The sequence below is a fragment of the Streptomyces sp. NPDC059852 genome, assembly GCF_042731455.1.
In the GTDB taxonomy this organism is placed as follows: domain Bacteria; phylum Actinomycetota; class Actinomycetes; order Streptomycetales; family Streptomycetaceae; genus Streptomyces.
The window spans coordinates 13066-33152 of the sequence record NZ_JBHWJK010000003.1 but is presented as its reverse complement, the minus strand read 5'-3'; the positions used below and the strand labels follow the sequence as shown (position 1 = coordinate 33152).

14 protein-coding genes are annotated in these 20087 nt (G+C 73.1%); 5 read left to right on the top strand and 9 right to left on the bottom strand.

Annotated features, from left to right (window positions below):
- Positions 1-139: 139 nt before the first annotated feature.
- The 4 genes from ACFV46_RS04480 to ACFV46_RS04465 form a co-directional block, all read right to left on the bottom strand.
- Entirely contained in the window at positions 140-1744 is a 1605-nt protein-coding gene (locus ACFV46_RS04480) for an LCP family protein (protein ID WP_385497171.1), read from the bottom strand.
- Between the two features lie 323 nt (positions 1745-2067).
- Positions 2068-3822, bottom strand: a complete 1755-nt coding sequence (locus ACFV46_RS04475; RefSeq protein ID WP_361936078.1) for an LCP family protein — start codon at positions 3820-3822, stop codon at positions 2068-2070.
- A 225-nt stretch (positions 3823-4047) separates the two neighbouring features.
- The gene (locus tag ACFV46_RS04470) at positions 4048-5136 is read right to left on the bottom strand and encodes an LCP family protein (protein ID WP_376727279.1); all 1089 of its coding nucleotides are present in this window, start codon (positions 5134-5136) and stop codon (positions 4048-4050) included.
- 180 nt (positions 5137-5316) lie between these two features.
- A complete protein-coding gene (locus ACFV46_RS04465) occupies positions 5317-6072 on the bottom strand; it encodes a TIGR03089 family protein (protein WP_385496992.1) in 756 nt (251 codons plus the stop codon).
- 140 nt (positions 6073-6212) lie between these two features.
- Here ACFV46_RS04465 and ACFV46_RS04460 point away from each other — a divergent pair, with 140 nt between their 5' ends.
- Positions 6213-7742 (top strand): peptidoglycan recognition protein, encoded by a 1530-nt coding sequence (locus tag ACFV46_RS04460; protein ID WP_385496991.1) that lies wholly within the window; start codon positions 6213-6215, stop codon positions 7740-7742.
- A gap of 255 nt (positions 7743-7997) precedes the next feature.
- The gene (locus ACFV46_RS04455; protein ID WP_376727281.1) at positions 7998-9080 is read left to right on the top strand and encodes a sugar phosphate nucleotidyltransferase; all 1083 of its coding nucleotides are present in this window, start codon (positions 7998-8000) and stop codon (positions 9078-9080) included.
- 30 nt (positions 9081-9110) lie between these two features.
- On the opposite strand, the gene ACFV46_RS04450 is transcribed toward ACFV46_RS04455, so the two are convergent.
- From ACFV46_RS04450 to ACFV46_RS04435, 4 genes are all read right to left on the bottom strand, one after another.
- Positions 9111-10112, bottom strand: a complete 1002-nt coding sequence (locus tag ACFV46_RS04450) for a DNA-3-methyladenine glycosylase family protein (protein WP_376727282.1) — start codon at positions 10110-10112, stop codon at positions 9111-9113.
- 73 nt (positions 10113-10185) lie between these two features.
- Complete coding sequence (locus ACFV46_RS04445; RefSeq protein WP_385496990.1) at positions 10186-11496, bottom strand: coenzyme F420-0:L-glutamate ligase; 1311 nt, start codon at positions 11494-11496, stop codon at positions 10186-10188.
- Positions 11493-12452: a 2-phospho-L-lactate transferase gene (cofD, locus tag ACFV46_RS04440; RefSeq protein WP_385496989.1), complete on the bottom strand. Its 960-nt coding sequence runs from the start codon at positions 12450-12452 to the stop codon at positions 11493-11495. The genes ACFV46_RS04445 and cofD overlap by 4 nt, the downstream gene beginning before the upstream one ends.
- 33 nt (positions 12453-12485) lie before the next feature.
- Positions 12486-13007, bottom strand: a complete 522-nt coding sequence (locus ACFV46_RS04435; RefSeq protein ID WP_385496988.1) for a cysteine dioxygenase — start codon at positions 13005-13007, stop codon at positions 12486-12488.
- A 651-nt stretch (positions 13008-13658) separates the two neighbouring features.
- Between ACFV46_RS04435 and ACFV46_RS04430 the strand changes: the two genes are divergently transcribed.
- From ACFV46_RS04430 to ACFV46_RS04420, 3 genes are all read left to right on the top strand, one after another.
- Positions 13659-13922 (top strand): WhiB family transcriptional regulator, encoded by a 264-nt coding sequence (locus tag ACFV46_RS04430; protein WP_003975777.1) that lies wholly within the window; start codon positions 13659-13661, stop codon positions 13920-13922.
- Between the two features lie 255 nt (positions 13923-14177).
- Entirely contained in the window at positions 14178-17927 is a 3750-nt protein-coding gene (locus ACFV46_RS04425; protein ID WP_385496987.1) for a glycosyltransferase, read from the top strand.
- Positions 17924-19471 carry a DUF5719 family protein gene (locus tag ACFV46_RS04420; protein ID WP_385496986.1) on the top strand — a complete coding sequence of 516 codons (1548 nt, stop codon included), beginning with the start codon at positions 17924-17926 and terminating at the stop codon, positions 19469-19471. Before ACFV46_RS04425 ends, ACFV46_RS04420 begins: the two co-directional genes overlap by 4 nt.
- Positions 19472-19500: 29 nt before the next feature.
- Here ACFV46_RS04420 and ACFV46_RS04415 read toward each other — a convergent pair whose 3' ends face one another.
- Positions 19501-19947, bottom strand: coding sequence for a metallopeptidase family protein (locus ACFV46_RS04415; RefSeq protein ID WP_361936105.1), 447 nt, complete (start codon positions 19945-19947; stop codon positions 19501-19503).
- Positions 19948-20087: the final 140 nt, after the last annotated feature.

Here is a 20087-nt window from a genome sequence, read left to right as displayed (position 1 = left end):
TCCAAGATCGTGGCATGTTCGGGTCATTCGGTGATCGTTCGTGTGCGTCGATGACCGAAGATCGCTGTCGATTGGCCATAACAAAACGGGATCGCCCTCGCGTCGAGGGCGATCCCGCAGGGGGCACGGCGTCCGGTGACTACCAGCGGTAGGGCGCGTACACCTCCATGCACGCGTCCTCGTCCGAACCGTTGATCGCGTCGGAGCCGTCCGGCAGGCTGCCCGCCGACGGCTTGGACCGCTTCGGATACGCGGTGCCCGTGCGCCAGTCGGAGCCCACGACGACCGTGACGCCCGAGACGTCGGTGGACCGGCGCACCGAACTCTCCGGGACGCCCAGCGCCTTGGCGACCTGCACCGCGTCGCCCTTCAGGTCCTCGCTCGGGTACCGCACCACCGTGTGCTCCACGGAGACCGCCGGTGAGGAGTCCTGCAGCGCCTGGGTGAAGCCCTTGTCCACCAGGTGCCGGGCGATCGCGTGCGCCCGCCCGGAGACGGGCGCGAGCGTCGCGGTCCTGGTCCCGTTCACCACCGAGACGCCGATGCCCCCGGGGGCGGACGTGGGGGCCGCGGTGGCCTCCTTCTCCGCGTCGCCGTCCTTGCCCTTGCCCTTGGCCTTGCCGTTCTTGTCGAACGGCACGTCCTCGCGGATCATCTGCCACATCTTGCCGGCGCTCGCGGCCGGGACGAGGTGGTTGGCGTTCTGCGGGTCCTGGACGTTCGGCATCGTCGTCATCGTGATCCGGTCCGTGGGCACGGACTTGAGCTGCATGCCGAGGTCGTACAGCTTCTTCACGGTGCCGATCTCCTCGGAGACCGTCAGCGACTTCGTGGCCGCCTCGGCCAGGTTCATCAGGCGCCCGGTGTCGGTGAAGACGTTCTGCTTCTTCAGCGTGCGGATCATCGAGTTCATGTACATGTGCTGGGCGCGCGCCCGCAGCGGGTCGCTGCCCCACGCGTGCCGGGTGCGCAGCCACTGCAGCGCCTGCTTGCCCTCGACGTCCTTGCGGCCGGCCTTCATCTTCAGGCCGGAACCGCCGGGCACCCCCGGCAGCGGGCGGTCCCACACGTTCTGCTTCACACAGACCTCGACGCCGCCGATGGCGTCCGCCATGCTCACCACGCCGGCGAAGTCGATCGTCATCCAGTGGTCGATGTAGACCCCGGTGAGGTTCTGCCAGGTGGCCAGGGTGCAGCCGGCACCGCCACGGGCCAGGGACGTGTTGATGATGTCGTTCGTCGCCGGGTAGGTGTCGCCCGTCTCGGGGTCGGTGCACTTGGGGATGTCGACCCGGGTGTCCCGCGGGATGCTCACCACCGCGGCGCTCTCGCGGTCCGCGGACAGATGGATGAGCATCTGCACGTCGCCCAGCGGCGGGTTGCCCCGGTTGTCCCGGCTGCCGCCCAACGCGACGTTCGCGTCGGAGTTACGGCTGTCCGAGCCGATCAGCAGGATGTTCAGCGGCGTCTGGCCGGCGGCGTTGGGCTCGGCCTTCTTCGCCTTGGAGTCGCCGCTGCTGCGCTCGCCCTTCTCGATGTTGCCGTTCAGATGCCGGTAGTACAGATACCCGGCACCCGCGGTCCCGAGTATGACGACCGCCAGGATCGTCGCCGACCAGCGCAGCGCACGCCGCTTGCGGCGCCCTTTGCCGTGCCCCCGGCCGTCGTCGTCCGCCCCGCCGCGCTGCCCGCCGCCGTCCTGGCCGGCCGGCGTGTCCTGGCCGGGCTGCCGGGTGAGCGACATCGTGTCGTCCACAGCGGGGACCTCCCCCCGCACACCGCTCTGCGCCAACTCTCTGCCCTTCCCCACCCTTGGCCCGCACACCGTCGCTCCGCGCGGGACCTCCCTGTCCGCGGCGGAGCGAACTCCGTATCAAGCCAACCTGTCCGACACCGGTCCGCGATCTGTCAGACCACCGGGGGTCCGATCCGGGTTCGCCATGTGCCGGCAAAATCCGCGTCCGGCACGGCCGCACGGCGTGCCGGGCGACGCCGACCGGCACGAACACGTCCTGTGTCAGACCAACGAGAGCCCGGCACAGTTGCGTTCCCGGCCGGAAACCGCGGTTACTTCGCGCACTCCACCTTGTCCGCGGTGGACTTCTCCACGTCGGGCGCCTTGGTCGGAGCCGTCAGGGGCACCCCCGCCCCCTTGAAGTCCTTGCCCAGCGTCAGCGTCATCGTGGGCAGGCCCTGCGCGTTGGTGACGCTCTTGCCGGGCTTCATCGCCGAGCCGGACAGCCCCATGATGGCGGCGAGTCGGCGTGCCTGGTCCGCCTGGTCCGGCGCGTACTCCAGCGTCGTCTTCGAGAGCGCGTCGGGCGCGTTGCCCGCGTTCTCCGACTTGGTCACGTTCTCCTCGGTCTGCAGCCAGGACAGGGTCTCCTGCGCGCTGCCCGCCGGGGCCCCGCCGTTGAGGATCCGCACCCGCACCTCGGAGGCGTCGGCCTTGGAGCCCTTGAGCCGGGCCGCCACCGCGGAGGCCTCCTTCTTCTTCTGCTGCTTGATCTCGGTGAAGGAGACGTCGTTCTGGATCGCCTGGAAGACCTCCGGCGCCTTCGTCGGGTTCAGGACGACGGTCACCTTGACCTTCTCGGCCGGGTTGTCGATCACCGGGACCGTGGTGAAGGTCAGGTTCTTGACGTTGAGCTTGCCCAGCTCCAGGCCGAGGTCCTTCAGCTTGTCGATGCTGTCCAGCTGGGAGTCGACGGTGAGCGCCTTGGTGCCCGCCTCGGCCAGGGTGAACATCTTCGTGGGGCTCTTGAGCGTGTCGTTGGACTTCAGCTTGCGCATCAGCGCGCTGAGGAACTGCTGCTGCAGCCCGATCCGGCTCAGGTCGCCGCCCAGGCCGACGGAGTGCCGGGTGCGGACGAAGGCGAGCGCCTGCTCGCCCTCGATGACGTGCTTGCCCTTCGGCAGCTTCAGATGCGAGTCCGGGTCGTCGATGTCCTTGCCCAGGCACACCTCGACGCCGCCGACGGCCGACGTCAGCGTCTTCACCGCGTTGAAGTCGGCGACCATGAAGTTGTCCGGCTTGATCCCGGTCAGCTCCGTCACCGTGCGCATGGTGCAGCTGGGCGTACGGCCCGCCTGGCCGAGGCTCTTGTTGAAGCGGGCGCCGGTCTCGCCCTGGATGACCTTCTGACTGCCGTCCTCCTGCTCGGTGGGGCAGTCCGGGATGTCGACGATCAGGTCGCGCGGGATGCTGAGCGCGGTCGCGTTCGAGCGGTCCTTGGAGACGTGCAGCAGGATCGTGGTGTCGGCGTGGCCGGCGCTGCCGGAGTCGCCGTACTTGTCGTTGCCCGCACCGGTGCGCTTGTCCGTGCCGATGAGCAGGATGTTGATGGCCTTGTCCTTGCTGAAGCCACCGGTGCTCGCGCCGTCGTCGGAGACGGACTGGATGTTGTCGTTGAGGTGCTCGAGATAGAGGTAGGCCCCGGCCGCGGCGGCGACCACGACGAACGCCATCACGCCACCGGTCCACAGCACGGCCTTCTTGGCCCCGCTCTTCTTCTTGACCGGGCGGCGCGAACGGCGCCCCGGCGGCTCCTCGGGCTCACCCCGGCGCCTGCGCTGGGCCGGGACCTCACGGCCGGGGGCCGGCCGCTGCTCCGGGGCGGCCGCGCGGTCACGGACGGCACCCCCCGGGCGCCCGGCGCCACCGGGCCCGCCCGCACGGGGACCGGGCCTGCGCGGCCCGGGAACCGGCGATTGCGGTCCGGAAGGAGTCAGTCGCAGTTCGTATTCGCCGGTGTTCGGATTGAGCACCCACTGGTCTGCGGGATCGATGTCATCCGCCCGCCCACGGCCTTGCGCGTCCACGGTTGTCTGAATCCTCCGTCGGGGCCACGCGGCGCCTACCCCCTCCAAGGCGCTCGGGTCTCTCGGTCGAACAGTGCGCGAGCCCAAGTACGGCAGGGTGCGCCAGATCGCTCACACTATCCGCCCAGTTCAGCGTCGAGCGAGAACGGTGACAAATTCCACGTCCCTACAACTGGGCAATTCCGCCCAATCCCCTGGACAGGTCGCCTCGACTTGGGAAGCGCTTTACTCGCAGCCGTTCTCGGCGGCCGTGTTGCCGCGGAACGTGGGGGCCGGGGAGGCGGAACTCCCGTGCTCCGATTCGCCCGCGGAACCCGGGGATTTCCCGCGGGAATCCGCGACCACCACCGGCCGGTCGAGGCGCAGCCGCTCGAAGAGCCGCTGCGCCTCCGGTTCCACCAACTGGTCACGATTGGCGTTGTAGACGTAGGACTCGCGCGGGACCGTCAGGAATTGGACGCGTTCGGTGGGGATGTCGCGCACACCGCGGACGAGGTCGTACAAACCGCGCAGACTGGCCAGCGCCGGGTCGGTGGTGAGGGAGGACGTCGCCGCGTCCAGCACCGGATACAGCCGTACCGGGTTCAGCAGGACGTCGTTGCTCTGCACCTTGTGCACGAGCGCCGCGAGGAAGCGCTGCTGGCGCTCCATGCGGTCGGTGTCGCTGCCGTTGCCGAGGGACTTGCGGGCACGGACGTAGCCGAGGGCCTGCTCGCCGTCGAGCGTCACCTTCCCGGCCGGCAGGCGGAGCCTGGCCGCCTTGTCGTGGATGGGCTTGGCCAGGCAGATCTCCACGCCGTCGACGGCGTCCACCATCTCCTTGAAGCCGTGGAAGTCCACGACCATGTGGTGGTCCACCCGGATGTTGGTCATCCGCTCCACCGTGCGGACCGTGCACGCCGAACCGCCCACCTGGAAGGCGTAGTTGAACATCGCGAACATCGGGCGGCTGCGCCCGCCGCCCTCGCGCCGGCAGCCGGGGACGTCGACCATCAGGTCACGGGGTATGGACACCGCGGTCGCGCTGCGGTGGTCGGCGGACAGATGCAGCAGGATCGTGGTGTCGGACCGCTCGCTGCCCGAGTCGCGCCCGTAGCGGCGGTTGCCGTCGCCGGCCCGCGAGTCCGAGCCGATGACGAGGATGTTCTGCGCCCCGCGCACGGCCGCGCTCGGCCGTTCCTTCTCGTACCGGGCGAGTTCGGCGGCGGCGGCCTCGTCCGGGGTGATGTTCCCGTCGAGCTTGGCGTACACCAGCCAGCCGGTCCCGGCGGCGGCGACGAGCAGCAGTCCGGCCCCGACGGCCCCCCGCCGCATCCATGTCCTCCTGGCCGACGCCCCCCGGCGCGAGCGTGCGGTCTCGGTCACGGCTGGGTCCACCCCTCATGACATGGCGCGTGCGGTGTGGGCTGCTCCTACGACCATGGCGCCGATGCCGTCCGGGGGGCGGATGGTGCTGCGCCGAACGGGTGACGGGGGTGCATCACCGGGGCCGCCTCAGCGGGCGGTCGCCGTCACCCGTTCCGCCTCGATGCGCTGGGCGAGGGCCTCTTCGTCCAGCGACCCGGCGTTGCGGCACAGCACGACCGAGCCGCCCGTCGCCAGCGCCCCGAACAGCCCCGCGCTCAGGCCCTCCCAGGTGTCGTACGGCAGCGTGGACAGGATGCGCGAGCCCGGCCCGGTCAGGCCGAGCCCCGGTGCCTCGGCCCTGGCCCGCTCGACCACCTCGGCGGCGCTGAACTCGCGCCCGGCGACGATCAGCGCCGGCTCGTCGGGGTCGACCGGAGCGAACGGCGCGAAGCGGTCGCCCTGCCCCGGCACCTCCACCGCGTAGTCGAGGAAGCCCTCCGGGGGCTGCGGGAAACGGCCGCCGAGCGGCCGCAGCGCCAGCGCCACCCGCTCGCCCCGGCAGGCCCGCGCGGCCTCCAGCGTGCCGGGGCCGCTCACCACCACGTCGGCCGCGGCCGGGTCACCGCCCACGTCCGCGACCGCGCCCACCGAGGAGCAGGCCAGCAGCCACGCGGCCGTCTGCCAGTGCGCGGGCAGCAGCAGGGTGACCCGGTCGCCCGGACCGGTGTTCAGATCGCCCTGGAGCAGGTTCGCGGTCTTGGCCACCCAATTGGCGAAGGTGGCCACGGACAATTCGACCCGCTCCCCGGTGGCGTCGTCGTAGAAGGTCACCAGGGGACGTCCGGGATCCGCGGCGAGCGCGGAACGCAGCAGGTCGGCAGGGGTGCGATCGGTGGCGTTCACCCGGGAAAGGGTACGCGGGCGCCCGGACCCGCACCCCCCGGCGGCACCAACGCCCCGCCACCGGTTCGGCCGAACACCTGCCGACGCCCCGTCAAGTCCTCGATGGACAGGTTTGTATGACTATGTTCAACATCGGGGGTATGCGTGGATTCCTTGCTTCCTCGATCGGTGTCACGTGCGCGGCAGCTCTCGCTCTCCCGCTCACCCCACCCGCCGTCGCCGCGACCGGGAGACCGGTGCCCGGCGCGGAAGCGGCCACGAGCGCGGCCCTGACGGCCGGCCCGTCGGCGCGCCGGGAGAGCGCCGGGCCGAGCGCCGCCGGCAGCACCCAGTCCCTTCCCCTGACCCCGCTCACCCGCGACCGTGCCGCGGACGACCCCGCCGAACAAGGGCTGTCCCGCCGGACCGTACGTCCCTTCTCCCTCGTCGGCGTCGTCTGGGACGACCCGGCCGCCGAACTCCACGGCCGTGTCCAGGTCCGCACCCGGGAGGCGGCCACCGGAGTCTGGTCCGGCTGGCAGGACGTCGAGACCCACAACGCCGACCACGGGGCCGACCCGGACACCGCGGAGGGCGCCCCCGGACGGCTGCGCGGCTCGACGGCCCCCCTGTGGGTCGGCGCGTCGAACGGCGTCGAACTGCGGGTCACGCCGGAAGGCGCCGACCCGGAGCCCGCGAAGACCGCGGGGACGGGCGGCGGCACGGAGCCCGCGAAGACCGCGGCGACGGGCGGCCGCACGGAGCCCGAGAAGACCCAGGCGACCGGCGACAGCACGGCGGCCACCCCCGCGCCCGCGCCCGCCTCCGCCACCCCCCTGCCCACCGGTCTGCGCCTGGAACTCGTCGACCCCGGCGAGGCCGCCCCCCAGGACGAGACGCTCGCCGCGGCCCGCCCCGGCGCCCTGCAACCGGAGACCGCCGAGGCCGTCGCCGCCTCCACCGCCAACGCCGAACTCGCCGCAGCGGGCGCCACCGAGATCCCCGCCCTCGGCAAGGCCGAGACAGAGCGCGAGCTGCTGACCCTGCGCGGCAGCGAGCTGACGGCGGCCCAGAAGGCGAAGCCGTACATCGGGCCGCGGCCGGCCATCGTCACCCGGCGCGGCTGGGGCGCGAACGAGCGGTGGCGGGAGAGCCGGTTCGTCTACACGAGCAAGGTGAAGGCGGCCTTCGTCCACCACACGGCCACGGGCAACAAGTACACCTGCGCGCAGGCCCCTTCGGTCATCCGCGGTATCTACCGCTACCACGTCGTGAGCATGGGCTGGCGCGACATCGGCTACAACTTCCTCGTCGACAAGTGCGGGCGGATCTACGAGGGCCGGGCCGGGGGCGTGGCGAAGGCGGTCCTCGGCGCCCACACCCGGGGGTTCAACACGAACAGCATGGGGATCGCCGTCCTCGGCTCCTACGGCGCGAAGAAGCCGTCCAAGTCCGCGCTGAAGGCCGTCGCCCGCCTCACCGCCTGGAAGCTCGGTCTCTACGGCGCCAATCCGCGCGGAAAGACATATCTGACGTCCGGCGGTGGCAATCTCTACCGAAAGGGAAAGAACGTACGACTGAATGTGATCTCCGGCCACCGGGACGGCTTCTCCACGGAGTGCCCGGGGCGCCAGCTCTACCGCAAGCTCGGCTCGGCCCGCTCGACGGCCGCCCGCTACCAGGGCCGCTGACCGCGGGAGGAGCCAACGGCGAGGGACGTCCAGGGAACCCGTCACGACCGGTGGAGGTCTGACAGGGGGCCCTGGACGTCGTCCGGTCGAAGGGGGGCTCGTGGGGGGTCATGAGGTCGCATTCACCGCCGTCGGGGGACGAGGGGCGGGACACGAGGCACCGCACTGCCGTCGAGGGCGCCGCACAACGGTCTGCATACACTGGCCGGCCGAAAGACAGTTCGGGCCGGTCCCGGCAGGAAGCAGAGACGACAGGTGACAGAAGCGATCCTCCTGGTCGGCGGCAAGGGCACTCGGCTGCGTCCGCTCACCGTGCACACGCCGAAGCCCATGGTCCCGGCGGCCGGAGTCCCGTTCCTCACGCACCAGCTGGCGAGAGCGAGAGCGGCGGGCGTCGACCACATCGTGCTGGCGACGTCCTATCTGGCCGAGGTCTTCGAGCCCTGCTTCGGTGACGGCTCGTCGCTCGGACTGCATCTGGAGTACGTGACGGAGGAGGAGCCACTCGGCACCGGCGGCGCCATCCGCAACGTCGCCTCCCGGCTGCGCTCCGCCCCCGACGACCCGGTCCTGATCTTCAACGGCGACATCCTGACCGGCCTGGACATCCCCGCCCTGGTCCGTACGCACGAGACCACGGGCGCGGACGTCTCCCTGCACCTGACGAGGGTCACCGACCCCCGGGCGTACGGCCTGGTCCCCACCGACGGCACCGGCCGGGTCACCGCGTTCCTGGAGAAGCCGCAGACCCCCGAGGAGATCGTCACCGACCAGATCAACGCGGGCGCCTACGTCTTCCGCCGCTCGGTCATCGACACCATCCCGGCGGGCCGCCCCGTCTCGGTGGAGCGCGAGACCTTCCCCGAGCTGCTGTCGGCCGGCGCCCATCTGCAGGGCATGGTCGACTCCACGTACTGGCTCGACCTGGGCACGCCCGCCGCCTTCGTGCGCGGCTCCGCGGACCTCGTCCTCGGCCGGGCCCCGTCGCCCGCGGTGCCGGGCCGCTGCGGCGACCGGCTGATCCTGCCCACGGCCACGGTGGCCGCCGACGCCAAGCTGACCGGCGGCACGGTGGTCGGCGAGGGCGCGTTCGTCGCCGAGGGCGCCCGCGTCTTCGGCAGCACGATCCTGCCCGGCGCCGTCATCGAGCCCGGCGCGGTCATCACCGACTCGCTCATCGGCACCCGCGCCCGGGTGGGCGAGCGCGCGGTCCTCACCGGCACGGTCATCGGGGACGGCGCGGTGGTCGGCGCCGACAACGAGCTGCGCGAGGGGGCGCGGATCTGGTGCGACGCCCGCATCCCGGCGGGCGCGGTGCGCTTCTCGTCGGACGTGTAGCGGGGCGGTGGCGCTGGTGACGGTCCGCCGTCACCAGCGCCCGATGTCCACCCGGGGCATCTTCGGCATCCGCCGCGCCGGCACCCGCCCGCTGAGCAGGATCAGCCGGGCCGCCCGGTGCCGCTGCCCCGCGTACGGCTCCAGCAGCTCCAGCATCACGGCGTCGTCCGCGTCCCGGTCCCCGGCCAGCGCGAACCCCACGATCCCCGGCAGATGCACGTCCCCCACGGTCACCGCGTCCGGCGCGCCATGGCTGCGCTGCACGACCTCGGCCGACGTCCACGGCCCGATCCCCGGCACCAGCTCCAGCCGGGCCTGCGCCTCGGCCGGCGGCATCCGGACGGCCTCCTCCATGCGGGCGGCGACCCGCACGGCCCGCAGGACCGTCGACGCCCGCTTGTCGTCCACCCCGGCCCGGTGCCACTCCCAGGACGGGATCAGCGCCCAGGTCCGCGGGTGGGGCATCACGTGCATCCGCTCGGGCGCGGGCCCCGGCGCCGGCTCGCCGTACGCGCGCACCAGCAGCCGCCACGCCCGGTACGCCTCGTCGGTCGTGACCTTCTGCTCCAGGATCGACGGGATCAGCGACTCCATCACCAGACCGGTGCGGGTCAGCCGCAGTCCGGGCCGCCGGTGCCGGGCCTGGGCGACCACCCGGTGCCGGGGCACGAAGACGGACGGGTCGTCGGCGGCGCCGAGCATGTCCGGCAGCTGCTCCAGCAGCCACTCGGCGCCCGGCCCCCAGGCCTCGCCCCGTGCCTCGGCCCCGCGCGCGGTGACCCGCAGGGTGCCGGGCCCGGCCGGAGTCAGCGCGGTCCGCCACACGGCGCCGTCCGGTGTCGCCCGGAACGTCGGGTCGCCCGGCCCGCGCCGCAGCGGCCCCAGCACCAGCCCGAGATCCAGCGGCCCGTCCGGCGTCCAGGTGCGCACGCGCGCGGGCGCCGCGGCCTGACGCGGCACCCCCGCGGGCACGGCGACCTGCCCACCGCGCACGGTCGTACGCGTGGGCCGCTGGGGGAATCGTCCTGCCACGGTGTCCTCGGGGTGGGGGAGGGGCGTGCGCCGAAAGGGGCGCCCTACGAGCGTAGGCGTTCGGCGGGGCGCTTCAGCGCACCTCGACGAAGGACGACGCCTCCCGCTCCGGGCGGGGCCGCGGCTCCTGCGCCGGATGCCCGACCGCCACGGCGCCCATCGGGTCCCAGTCCGCGGGCAGTCCGAGCACCTCCCGCACGACGTCACGGCAGAACATCGTCGACGACACCCAGGCCGAGCCGAGCCGCTCCCCGGCCAGCGCCACCAGGAAGTTCTGCACACCGGCGCCGGCCGCGACGACGAACATCTCCCGCTCGGCGGCGTCCCGCCGCGCGTCGCCGTACGCGTGGGCGCCGTCCATCACCAGGCACGGCACCACCAGGTACGGGGCGTGGCGCAGCACGTCGCCGCGCCGCACCCGTTTGGCGATGGACTCCTCGCTCTTGCCGTCCCGGCGCAGATCGGCGATCCACGCCTCCTTCATGGCGTCGAGCAGCCGGGTGCGCGCGCCGGCCGACTCCAGCAGCACGAACCGCCAGGGCGTCGTGTGGTGCGGCGCGGGCGCGGTGACGGCCGCGGCGACCGCGCGGCGCACGGCCCCCGGGTCGACGGGCTCGTCCGTGAACGCCCGCACGGTGCGGCGCTGGGTGACGGCCTCCCGGACGGCCTCCGACGTGCCGAGCCGGAACATGTCGTCGCGCGCCTCGCGCACCAGGGCCTGTGCGCCCGTGCCGTCGTCCTCGGTCACCGTGTGCGTGAGGCCGCGCACCACCGCGACGGGCAGCCCCGCGGCCTTGCCCTTCACCAGGTCGCCGGCGGCCGCGAGTTCGTCGGCGGTCGCGACGACGGTCGCGCTCAGCGGGTTGCCGTGCGCGTCCTCGCCACCGCGCAGATCGTCGAGCACCCGGACACCGGCGGCGCCGATCGCGACGTCGGTGAGCCCGGTCCGCCAGGGCCGCCCGAAGGTGTCGGTGACGAGGACGCCGACGTCGACGCCGAGCGCGTCGCGCAGCCCGGCGCGGATCGCCCGCGCGGAGGCGTCCGCGTCCTCGGGCAGCAGCAGCACGGTCCCGGGCCGGGTGTTGGAGGCGTCCACTCCGGCCGCCGCCATGACCAGGCCCTGCCGGTTCTCCACGATGCGCAGGGGGCCGCGGCGCGCCACGACCCGGACGGTCTCCGCGTCGATTGCGGCCTCCCGGTCCGCGGCCTCGACGATCCGGCCCTCGGCCTTGGACACGATCTTCGACGTGACCAGCAGGACGTCCCCGTCGGCGAGGTCCGGCTCGGCGGCGGCGATCAGCTTGGCGAGGTCGTCTCCCGGCCGGACCTCGGGCATCCCCGGCACGGCCCAGACGCGGAACCCCTCGGCGGACGGCCCGCTCACGCGCTCCGCACCTCCTCGGCCAGCGCCAGGGCCTCCCGGGCCATCCGCGCGGCCGCGTCCACGTCGGTCATCATCAGCGGTACGGCCCGGCAGCGGATCCCGGCCGCCTCGACCCGGTCCACGGCCTTCTCGTCCACGGTGTCGACGAGCCAGCCGTCCAGCAGCCCCGAGCCGTAGTGCTCGGCGACCGCCGCGGCCGTCGACTCCACACCGACCGCCGCGAGGACCTTGTCGGCCATCCCGCGCACGGGCGCGCCCCCGACGATGGGGGAGAGGCCCACGACCGGCACGCCCGCGTCGGCGATGGCCTCGCGGATGCCGGGCACGGCCAGGATGGTGCCGACCGAGACGACCGGGTTGGACGGCGGGAACAGGACGAGGTCCGCCTGCCCGATCGCCTCCAGTACGCCGGGCGCCGGCTTGGCCTGCTCGGCGCCGACCGGGACGATCGCCTCGGCGGGCACCGAGGCGCGCAGCCGCACCCAGTACTCCTGGAAGTGGACGGCCTTGCGCTCGCCGTCGACCTCGACGGCGACATGCGTCTCGACGCGGTCGTCGGTCATGGGGATCAGCCGGACGCCGGGCTGCCAGCGGTCGCACAGCGCCTGCGTCACGGCGCTGAGCGGATACCCGGCGCCGATCATCTGCGTCCGCACGATGTGCGTGGCGAAGTCCCGGTCGCCGAGGCCGAACCACTCCGGGCCCACCCCGTAGGCGGCGAGCTCCTCCTTCAGATGGAAGGTCTCGTCGGCCCGGCCCCAGCCCTGCTCCTCGTTGATGCCGCCGCCGAGCGTGTACATCACCGTGTCGAGGTCCGGGCAGACCTTCAGACCAAAGAGGTGGATGTCGTCCCCGGTGTTGCCGATGACCGTGATGTCCGCGTCCGGCGCGGCCCGCTTCAGACCACGCAGGAACCGGGCACCGCCGATGCCGCCTGCCAGAACCACAATGCGCATGGCCCAAGTCTGGCAGGCGGGTGCGACAACGCGTCAGGCGGTCACCGGGCGCGCCTCGCAGGCGGCGGGCGCCGGGGCGGCCCGGAGCTGGGAGTGCGGGACCATCGGCATCTCGGTCAGGCCGGGGTAGTAGACGTGCAGGCTGACCGCGGGTTCCAGCGCGTCGTTCACCACGTCGTGGGTGTAGCCGGGCGCGAAGACGCGCTCGTCACCGGGGCGCAGGGAGCGCGTGCCGCGTTCGGTGTGCTCGGTCAGGGTGCCCTCCAGCACCGTGAGCACGCCGCAGGACGGGCCGTGGTCGTGCGGGCCGCTGCCCTGTCCGGGGACCCAGGACAGCAGCCACACCTCGTAGCCGGGGCCGGTGCGCAGCCGGTGGTACCAACGGGTCGTCGCGTCGTACCGGACGAGGTGCTCCCACTGCGCCCGGTCGGCGGCGAGGGAGCGGGCCAGGCCGACGAACTCCGCCACGGTGGACGGGTGCTCGCGCGGGGCCTGGAGGAGGTGCGGGACTTCGAGGATGTCGCCGGCGATCTGGAGGTCGCTGTCGCTGTTCATGGGGTGCGGTGGTTCCTCGGTGAAAGAAGGTCAGAGGGAACGACAGCCGCGTCGCGTGGGCGACGCGGCCTTCAGCCGGAGCGGGATGGGCTCAACAGCTGGGACAGCAACAGCAGCAGAACGCGCGGGCGGCACCGAGGGACCCGGCGGTGCGGGTCGAGGTGAGTGCCGGGTTCGCGAGCATGCCCACAAGGACAGCGGTTCATGCCTCCACTGTCAACTCGACGCCCGGTGATGTGGCACAGCTTTCACCCCATCCGGTTCATCTGTCTGGCGAAAGGTTTGTGCACCGGGTTGCCGGGACACATGGCGCACATCCGGGCGCACGGGCGTCGTTGTGATCCTGTGATCGGACTGTGATCCGGTTCGCATCCGCGCGTGTGTGCAACGAGATCGAACGGCTGGACGTCTCTACCCGTACAAGCTCTGCGCGGGACGGCGTTCCCGTACGGGCCCTGTCCGGTTGTCAAGGTTTAGGACGATTTGAACACTTTCCGCTAGGCCTTGGTTCCGCAGAGTGAATAAGGGGCCCAATAGCAGATCTCGGCTTGACTCGCCCGGAGCAGCACACTTGTAATTTCACTCGTGTCGTTCAGCCGAAATCGGTAACGGCTACATCACGGGGACGCGAAAGACGGACGAGGGGCGCACATGACCGAGCTGGTGCAGCAACTGCTGGTCGACGACGCGGACGAGGAGCTCGGCTGGCAGGAGCGCGCACTGTGCGCCCAGACCGACCCCGAGTCCTTCTTCCCCGAGAAGGGCGGCTCGACCCGGGAGGCCAAGAAGGTCTGCCTCGCCTGCGAGGTCCGCTCCGAGTGCCTCGAGTACGCCCTCGCCAACGACGAGCGCTTCGGGATCTGGGGCGGCCTGTCCGAGCGCGAGCGGCGCCGGCTGAAGAAGGCGGCCGTCTGACCGCGGCGTCGACGGCCCGGCCGTCACGCCCCCTGCCGGAGAGAGTCGCGGGGCGCGCCGGCGCGAAACCGTACGTACCTCCGCATCTCCCACGTCTCGAACAGATCTCGAACGGCCCGTCGCGGGTGGGTTGTCCACAGGCGGCGGGCCGCTGTGATGCCCAGCCGATAGTGTGGGCGCTCGTCCGAGACGTCCCGCTGTCCCCCGGGGACACAGGCGTCCACCGCAGTCCATCGAACCGGGGCCTGTACCTCGATGTCCGTGCACAGCCACACGGCAGCCCAGCACGACGCCGCTGCCACACCTGAGTTCCCGCGTCATGTGGTGACCGCGGTCCTCGTCTCCCACGACGGCGCCCGCTGGCTGCCCGAGGCGCTCGCCGGGCTGCTGGGCCAGGAGCGCCCCGTCCAGTCCGCCGTCGCCGCGGACACCGGCAGCGCCGACCACTCCGCGCAGCTGCTCACCGACGCCCTCGGGGACGACCGCGTCCTGCACCTCGCCCGGCGCACCGGCTTCGGCCAGGCCGTCGAGGAGGCCAACCGCACGGCCCCCGTCCTCACCCCGGACGACCTCACCTATCTCAAGCGGCCCAGCGGCTGGGACCCCGTCACCCGCACCTGGCGCGACGACGCCTACGACCTGCCCGAACTCCCCCACGGGGAGCCGGTGCAGTGGCTGTGGCTCCTGCACGACGACTGCGCGCCCGAACCCGACGCCCTGGCCCAGCTGCTGCGCGTCGTGGAGAACGAGATCGAGCTGGGCCGCGACGACGTCGCCGTCGTCGGCCCGAAGCTGCGCGGCTGGTACGACCGCCGGGCCCTCCTGGAGGTCGGCGTCACCATCGCCAACTCCGGCCGCCGCTGGACCGGTCTGGACCGCCGCGAACAGGACCAGGGCCAGCACGACCACGTGCGCCCGGTCCTGTCCGTCTCCACCGCCGGCATGCTGATCCGGCGCGACGTCTTCGAGGAACTCGGCGGCTTCGACCGGCACCTGCCCCTCATGCGCGACGACGTCGACCTGTGCTGGCGCGCCACCGCCGCCGGCCACCGCGTCCTCATCGCCCCCGAGGCCGTCGTCCGGCACGCCGAGGCCGCCTCCCGCGAGCGCCGCGCCGTCGACTGCGTGGGCCGCACCGCCGCCTCCCCGCACAAGGTCGACAAGGCCGGCGCCGTCTACACCCTCCTCGTCAACACCCGTGGCGCCGCGCTGCCCTGGGTGCTGCTGCGCCTCGTCCTCGGCACCGTCCTGCGCACCCTCGCCTACCTCGTGGGCAAGGTCCCCGGCCAGGCCCTCGACGAGATCCGCGGCCTCATGGGCACCCTGCTGCGCCCCGAGCGGATCATCGCCGGCCGGCGCCGGCGCGGCGCCCCCGCCATCGACAAGGCCGAGCTGCGCGCCCTGTTCCCGCCGCCCGGCGCGACCGTGCGGGCCACCGTCGAACAGGTCGCGAGCAGCGTCGTCGGCCGCTCCGACCCCGAAGTGGCCTCCGGCGCGGGCCGGCACGGCAGCGCGATCGAGTCCGGACCCGGCGGCGACGACGCCGACTTCCTGGAGATCGAGCAGTTCGCGCGCCTCAAGCGCATCGCCCGCAAGCCCGCCCCGGTGCTCTTCCTCGTCCTGCTGCTCGTCTCGCTGATCGCCTGCCGTGAACTCCTCGGCGGCGGCGCGCTGGCGGGCGGCGCCCTGCTGCCCGCCCCGGCCGACGCCGGCGAGCTGTGGTCGCACTACGTGGACGCCTGGCACCCCGTCGGCGCCGGCGGCACCGCGTCCGCCCCGCCGTACCTCGCGATCGTCGCGGCCCTCGCCTCCCTCCTGCTCGGCTCCACCGGGCTCGCCGTCACCGTCCTGCTCGTCGGCTCGGTGCCCCTGGCCGGGCTCACCGCGTACTTCGCCTCCCGCCCGCTCGTCGAGTCCCGGCTGCTGCGCGCCTGGGCGGCCGTCGTCTACGCCTTCCTGCCCGCCGCCACCGGAGCCCTCGCCGGCGGCCGGATCGGCACCGCCGTCCTCGCCGTGCTGCTGCCGCTGATCGCGCGCGCCGGCATCGCGGCCAGCGGCCTGGCGCACCCCTCCGGCACCCGCGGGAGCTGGCGGGCCACCTGGGCCTACGCCCTGCTGCTGACCATCACCACCGCCTTCACCCCGATCGTGTGGCCGATCGCGCTGGTCCTCGGCCTCGCCCTCCTCGCGGTGCGGCGCGCCGACATCACCGCCTACGGGCTGCGCTTCCTCGCCCAGGTCGGCGTACCCCTGCTGGTGCTCGCCCCCTGGTCGCTGTCGCTGCTGCCGTTCGGCTTCTTCCAGGAGGCCGGCCTGGACTTCGGTCCCTCGGCGGCGTCCGCCCTCGACCTGCTCAACGCCAGCCCCGGAGGCCCCGGCACGGTCGACGGGCTGATGCTCGTCGGGATCGTGCTGGCCGCGCTCGCCGCCCTGCTGCGCTCCGAGCGGCAGCCGGCCATCCGGACGGCGTGGGCGGTCGCGCTGCTCGGCCTCGTCTTCGCGGTCCTGTCCAACCGCTCGGCCTGGGCCGGGCCCGCCACCCTCGTGTACGGCCTCGCCCTGCTGGCCGCCGCCCTGCTCGGCGCCGACGGGGCACGCGCCCGCGTGGCCGAGCAGAGCTTCGGCTGGCGTCAGCCGGTCGCCGCGCTGGTCGCCTTCGCCGCCGCGGCGGGCCCCTTCCTGCTGGCCGCCGGCTGGATGATCCGCGGCGCCGACGGACCGCTGGAGCGCCGCAACCCCGTGCAGGTGCCCGCGTTCGTCGCCGAGGAGAGCGGCACCCGCGACCAGGCCCGCACCCTCGTCCTCGACAGCGACTCCACGGCCCGCGTCGGCTATGTGCTGGTCCGCGGCTCCGGCGCCCGCCTCGGCGACGCCGAACTCGCCCTGTCCGACGGGGAGAACACCCGTCTGGACAAGATCGTGGCCAACCTCGTCGCCGGTTCCGGCGCCGATCAGGCCGACCAGCTCGGCGCGTTCGCCGTGCGCTACGTCCTCGTCCGCAAGGGCGCGCCGCGCGAGGTCGCGCGCGTCCTGGACGCCACGCCCGGTCTGTCGCGGCTCAGCCAGCAGAAGGGCAGCGCGCTCTGGCGGATCGACCGGCAGGTGTCCCGCGCGGCGATCGTCGCCGGCTCCGGGGCCGCTACCGCCGCGCCCGAGCCCGTCGCCGCGGGCCCCGTGGACATCCACACGACGATCAAGGCCGGTGCCGAGGGCCGCGTGCTGCGCCTCGCCGACACCGCCGACGACGGCTGGACGGCCACCCTGGACGGCAGGCCGCTCACCCCGACGACCGTCGACGGCTGGGCGCAGGGCTTCGAACTGCCCGCCGCCGGCGGCACGCTGGACGTCACCTACGACGACCCCTTCACCCACACCGCCTGGCTGTGGGCGCAGGGACTCCTGGCCGTCGTCCTCGTCGTGATGGCCCTCCCGGGCCGGCGCCGCGACATCGACGACGACCTGCCCGAGGAGGAGCCCGTCCCCGCCGAGGCCATGGCCGGCGAGGGCCGGCGGGCCCGCAGGCTGCGTGCCCAGGCCGAAGCCGAAGCCGCCGCGGCCGCTCCGGAGACGGACGCCCCCGAGACCAGTGCCTTCGACGCCGGTGCCTTCGACGCCGACGGCTTCCCGCTCCCGCCCGGACAGCCCCCGGCCCCGGCCGACATTCCGCAGCAGGGCTCCTACGGCGAGTGGGACACACCCGGCCACCAGAGCCCGGGCACGGGGTACGGCGGCTACCACGGCGACCAGTACCAGGACGGCGACCAGTACCAGGACGGTCAGCAGTACCAGGACGCGCAGCAGTACGCGGGCGGCTACGACCAGCAGTACCAGGGCGATCCGTACCAGGGCGGCCCGTACGACCCGTACGCGTACGGCGGCCAGGACCAGACCGGGGCCTACGACACCTCCTACGGCCAGGGCTACCAGCAGGGTTACGACCCCGCGTACGACCCGGCGCGGCAGGATCCGCACGGCAGTGAGCGTTCCGACGGGAGCCAGCAGTGAACCGCACCACCCTGTCCCTGATCGCCGGTGCCACCGCCCTCGCCGCCGTCACCGGGTTCGCGGCCGTCACCGCCCCGGACACCTCCGGGACCGGCACCGCCGCCACGGCCGCCGAACTGCCCGTGGAGCGCACGAGCGTGACCTGCCCCACGCCGAGCCTCTCCGATCTGGCGGAGACGACGTACACCTCGTTCACGCCCGTCACCAAGGGGACGGACGGCGAGGGCAAGGCCGAACTGCGCCCGGCCGCCACCGAGTCGACGGACGGCAGGACCGGCAAGGACGGAAAGAAGCCCTCGGACAAGGACGCCAAGGACGCCAAGGGCGGCAAGGACAAGGCCGGCACCGCCGCCAAACCGGTCCTGGCGGCCAAGGAGCCGGGCAAGCCGGTGACCGTGGAGGACTCCGGCTCGGAGTCGCCCGCGCTGGTCGGCACCGCCGACGGGAAGTTCGCCCCTGGCTGGACCGTGCAGCAGACCACCGAGGTCGCCGCCGGCACCGGCCGCGGTCTGCTCGGCGTGACGTGCACGGCACCGGACACCGACTTCTGGTTCCCGGGCGCCAGCACGGCGGCCGACCGCACGGACTACGTGCACCTGGTGAACCCGGACGACTCCGCCGCCGTCGTCGACATCGAGCTGTACGGCCGGGACGGCGCCCTGAAGGCCACCGCGGGCGAGGGCATCACCGTTCCGCCGCACTCCGACGACCCGGTCCTGCTGTCCACGCTCACCACCGAGAAGCAGGACAACATGACCGTGCACGTGAGCGTGCGCAGCGGCCGTGTCGGCGCCTCGGTGCAGGCCCTGGACGACAAGCTGGGCGGCGACTGGCTGAGCGCGTCCGTCGATCCCAGCGGGAGCGTCGTGATACCCGGCATCCCGAAGGACGCGACGGCGGTGCGGCTGGTCGCGTTCGCGCCCGGTGACGCGGACGCGGACCTGAAGGTGCGGCTCGCCTCGCCCTCCGGTCAGATCACCCCGGCCGGCCACGAGACGCTGCATCTGAAGGCGGGCATGACCGGCGCGGTGGACCTCGGCGACGTCATGCGCGGCGAGCCGGGCTCGCTGGTGCTGACCCCGACGGGCCGCTCGGTGCCGGTGGTCGCCGCCGTCCGCGTGGTGCGCGGCAAGGGTGCCGGGCAGGAGACGGCGTTCATACCGGCGACCCGGCCGGTCGGCACGCGGGCGACCGTCGTGGACAACCGGGCGAAGGGCACGACCCTGTCGCTGACGGCGCCGTTCGGCACGGCGGAGGTCAAGGTCACCGCGTCCGCCGGCGGCGAGGGCGGCACAGCGGCGTCGAAGTCGTTCACGATCAAGGCGGGGACGACCCAGCAGATCGAGGCACCGGTGCCGAGCGGCCTGAAGGGCACCTACGCCCTGACGGTGGAGTCGGTGTCGGGCGGCGAGGTCCACGGGGCCCGGACGCTCACGGAGGGGAAGGACGGCGTGTCCGCCTTCACCGTGCAGACCCTGCCCGACGACCGCGGCCTGGTGGCCGTGCCGGACGCCGAGCAGGACCTCTCGGTCCTCCAGAAGTAGGCGCTCCACAAGCAGGCGACGGCCCCGGGTCAGTCCTCCCCGTACCGGGGATCGACCGTCTCCGGGGTCAGTCCCAGCACCTCGGCGACCTGTTCCACGACCACCTCGTGCACGAGGGCCGCGCGCTCGTCCCGGCCCTTGGTGCGGATCTCCACGGGCCTGCGGTAGACGACCACTCGGGCCGGCCGGCCGTCGCGGGCGGCGATGGTGCCGCCGAGCGGGACCGCCTCGTCGTTCCAGTTGCCGGTGCCGTCCAGGCGCGGCACCTCGAGGACGAGGAAATCGATGTCGGCGAGCTGCGGCCAGCGGCGTTCCAGGCGCTCCACGGAGTCCTGGACCAGGTCGGCGAACGCGTCGGCGCGGCTGGCGGCCAGGGGGACCTGGGGTGGTGCGATCGGGCCGCGCATGCCCCGTCCGTGGCGATCACGGCGGCGGGGCCCGGGGCCGACGGCACGGGGCGGTACGGGGGTGTCCATCACTGACGAAGCGTAGTCCCCGTGGCCGCCGCCCGCCGGATCTCCGTGCGCCCGTCGGGGCGGTGTGCACCGGGCCGTACGGCATGTCGGCAGATGACCATTCCAGCCAAGCTTGGGCTCGTTTCCGTATCTCTCCGAGA

Excerpts from the sequence above, each read along its gene's own strand:
- ACFV46_RS04480 (WP_385497171.1), bottom strand. The coding sequence starts at position 1,744 with ATGTCGCTCACCCGGCAGCCCGGCCAGGACACGCCGGCCGGCCAGGAC.
- ACFV46_RS04470 (WP_376727279.1), bottom strand. The coding sequence starts at position 5,136 with ATGCGGCGGGGGGCCGTCGGGGCCGGACTGCTGCTCGTCGCCGCCGCC.
- ACFV46_RS04460 (WP_385496991.1), top strand. The coding sequence starts at position 6,213 with ATGCGTGGATTCCTTGCTTCCTCGATCGGTGTCACGTGCGCGGCAGCT.
- cofD (WP_385496989.1), bottom strand. The coding sequence starts at position 12,452 with ATGCGCATTGTGGTTCTGGCAGGCGGCATCGGCGGTGCCCGGTTCCTG.
- ACFV46_RS04435 (WP_385496988.1), bottom strand. The coding sequence starts at position 13,007 with ATGAACAGCGACAGCGACCTCCAGATCGCCGGCGACATCCTCGAAGTC.
- ACFV46_RS04430 (WP_003975777.1), top strand. The coding sequence starts at position 13,659 with ATGACCGAGCTGGTGCAGCAACTGCTGGTCGACGACGCGGACGAGGAG.
- ACFV46_RS04425 (WP_385496987.1), top strand. The coding sequence starts at position 14,178 with ATGTCCGTGCACAGCCACACGGCAGCCCAGCACGACGCCGCTGCCACA.
- ACFV46_RS04415 (WP_361936105.1), bottom strand. The coding sequence starts at position 19,947 with ATGGACACCCCCGTACCGCCCCGTGCCGTCGGCCCCGGGCCCCGCCGC.